The 2,138-nt window shown below is 45.8% G+C and carries 2 protein-coding genes; one reads left to right on the top strand and one right to left on the bottom strand.

The window, feature by feature from the left end:
* Positions 1-125: 125 nt before the first annotated feature.
* Complete coding sequence (gnd, locus tag IQ242_RS23240) at positions 126-1,553, bottom strand: decarboxylating NADP(+)-dependent phosphogluconate dehydrogenase (protein ID WP_193961580.1); 1,428 nt, start codon at positions 1,551-1,553, stop codon at positions 126-128.
* Positions 1,554-1,911: 358 nt separating this feature from the next.
* Between gnd and IQ242_RS23235 the strand changes: the two genes are divergently transcribed.
* Positions 1,912-2,138: transposase (locus tag IQ242_RS23235; RefSeq protein WP_148045298.1), on the top strand; the 227-nt coding region annotated here is incomplete at its 3' end.

Here is a 2,138-nt window from a genome sequence, read left to right as displayed (position 1 = left end):
ATTCATAACTTGAGAGTTAATCACACTATTAAAAACGGATTTGGTATTAACTCTTAATCAGAAAAATATCGTCAAAAATTCCCCTTTTTAAGGGAAATAAAAAGGGGAGAAGATATTAGATAGCTTTAGGATTCAGTCATCCATTCCGTATGGAAAAACTCACCTCTGGGTTTATCGGTACGTTCGTAGGTATGAGCGCCAAAATAATCCCGTTGTGCTTGGGTGAGATTTTGCGGTAAATTGGCCCGACGATAACTATCAAAATAGTCCAAAGAAGAACTAAAAGCCGGGACAGGAATTCCCAACTTATTAGCCAAGACTAACACCTCACGCCAGGCCTCTTGGCGATCGAGGATACTTTGCTTAAATTCCGGTGCTAACAACAAATTCGGCAGCCCCGGATTTTCCGCAAAAGCTTTGCGAATTTTATCCAAGAAACCAGCCCGAATAATACAGCCCCCCTTCCAGATCCGGGCTGATTCCGGCAGACTGATATTATAGTTAAACTCCTGAGAAGCTTTAGCGATTAAAGCCATACCCTGGGCATAGGAACACATTTTCGAGCAGTAAAGAGCATCACGCACCTTATCCACAAATAGTGCCGCATCCCCCGGATAGGTTTCCCCGGGTCCGGGTAACTCTTTAGCGGCGGCCACCCGTTCATCCTTATAAGCGGACATCACGCGAGCATTAACCGCAGCATAAATGGTCGGAATTGGCACCCCCAACTCCAAGGAACTTAACACAGTCCAGCGTCCGGTTCCCTTTTGTCCTGCCGAATCCAAGATTAAATCTACCAGATGATGACCGGTTTCCGGGTCAACATACTTAAAGATATCGGCGGTAATTTCAATTAAATAAGAATTAAGCTCATCGGTGCAATTCCACTCGGCGAAAGTTTCCTGTAACTGCTGATTGCTTAGTCCTAGACCATTTTTCAGCACATCGTAGGCTTCGGCAATTAACTGCATATCGCCGTACTCGATGCCATTGTGAACCATTTTCACATAATGGCCCGCACCACCAGATCCCACATAGGTGACACAGGGACCATCATCGACTTGGGCGGCAATTTTGGTTAAAATCGGCTCTAATTCCCGATAGGCGAACTCTGTACCCCCCGGCATCAGGGAAGGACCGTGCAGAGCGCCTTCTTCGCCACCACTGACTCCCATCCCGACAAAACCCAGTTTAGTGGTCGATTCTAGGTCGCGGGTGCGTCTTTCCGTGTCCTCATAGAGGGAGTTACCGCCATCGATAATCATATCTCCTTCTTCGAGAAGGGGTTTTAATTGTTCGATCACGGCATCCACCGGCGGGCCAGCTTTGACCATGACCAGAATTTTGCGGGGACGCTCTAAAATTTGGACGAATTCTTCTAAACTATAGGCCGCCTTGACATCTTTGCCGACGGCGCGAGTTTCCATAAATTCTTTAGTTTTGCTGGCGGTGCGATTGTAAACAGCGATGGGAAAACCCCGACTCTCCACATTGAGAGCGAGATTTTCTCCCATGACAGCTAGTCCGATAACACCGAAGGTACGTTTAGTCATAGAAATTCAGTCTCAGCTGATGCGTTCTTCTTCCCCTTTTAGCGCCTACTTTCCCTAAGATAGCTAAACTTTCCCTATTTCTTAAGCCTTGACTAATCAGTGATCAGTAATCAGATTTGGGTTTTCAGTGACCTGCATTGAGTGAGGAGTGTTACAGCGTTTCTCCTCAAGATGAAGTGTAACCTAAGTAGATAGGTATTAAAAACTTTCAGATCCCCCCGCCTATCGGCACCCCCCTTATCAAGGCTATCCATTAGTCAGATCTTTCTTAACAAAAAGAGAAGAAACTTAAAAAAAGGGGAAACGATTGATAGGTATAGTTTTGAAAGAAGGAATCAAGGTGGAGGTAAGCCAAAAAATGGAGAAATGGGCAGCCCAAGAATTACAGTATGCAGACCTAGGGGACACCAGAAGAAAGAAAAGGTTAATCAGTATCGTAGAAAACTTGGCCAGTCAACCTAGTACAAGTGTGCCACAAGCTTCGGGAAATCTAGCCGCAGCGAGTGCCACCTACGACTTTTGGAATTCCCCCTATTTTCACCCCTCAGATATAATTGCCGCCCAGGCTAAAAGTACAGTAGAAAG

This window comes from Microcystis sp. LEGE 08355, assembly GCF_015207185.1.
GTDB classification, from domain to species: domain Bacteria; phylum Cyanobacteriota; class Cyanobacteriia; order Cyanobacteriales; family Microcystaceae; genus Microcystis; species Microcystis panniformis.
This window is presented reverse-complemented; position numbering and strand designations above follow the sequence as displayed.

Coding starts and splice junctions, on each gene's coding strand:
- gnd (WP_193961580.1), bottom strand. CDS start 1,553: ATGACTAAACGTACCTTCGGTGTTATCGGACTAGCTGTCATGGGAGAA.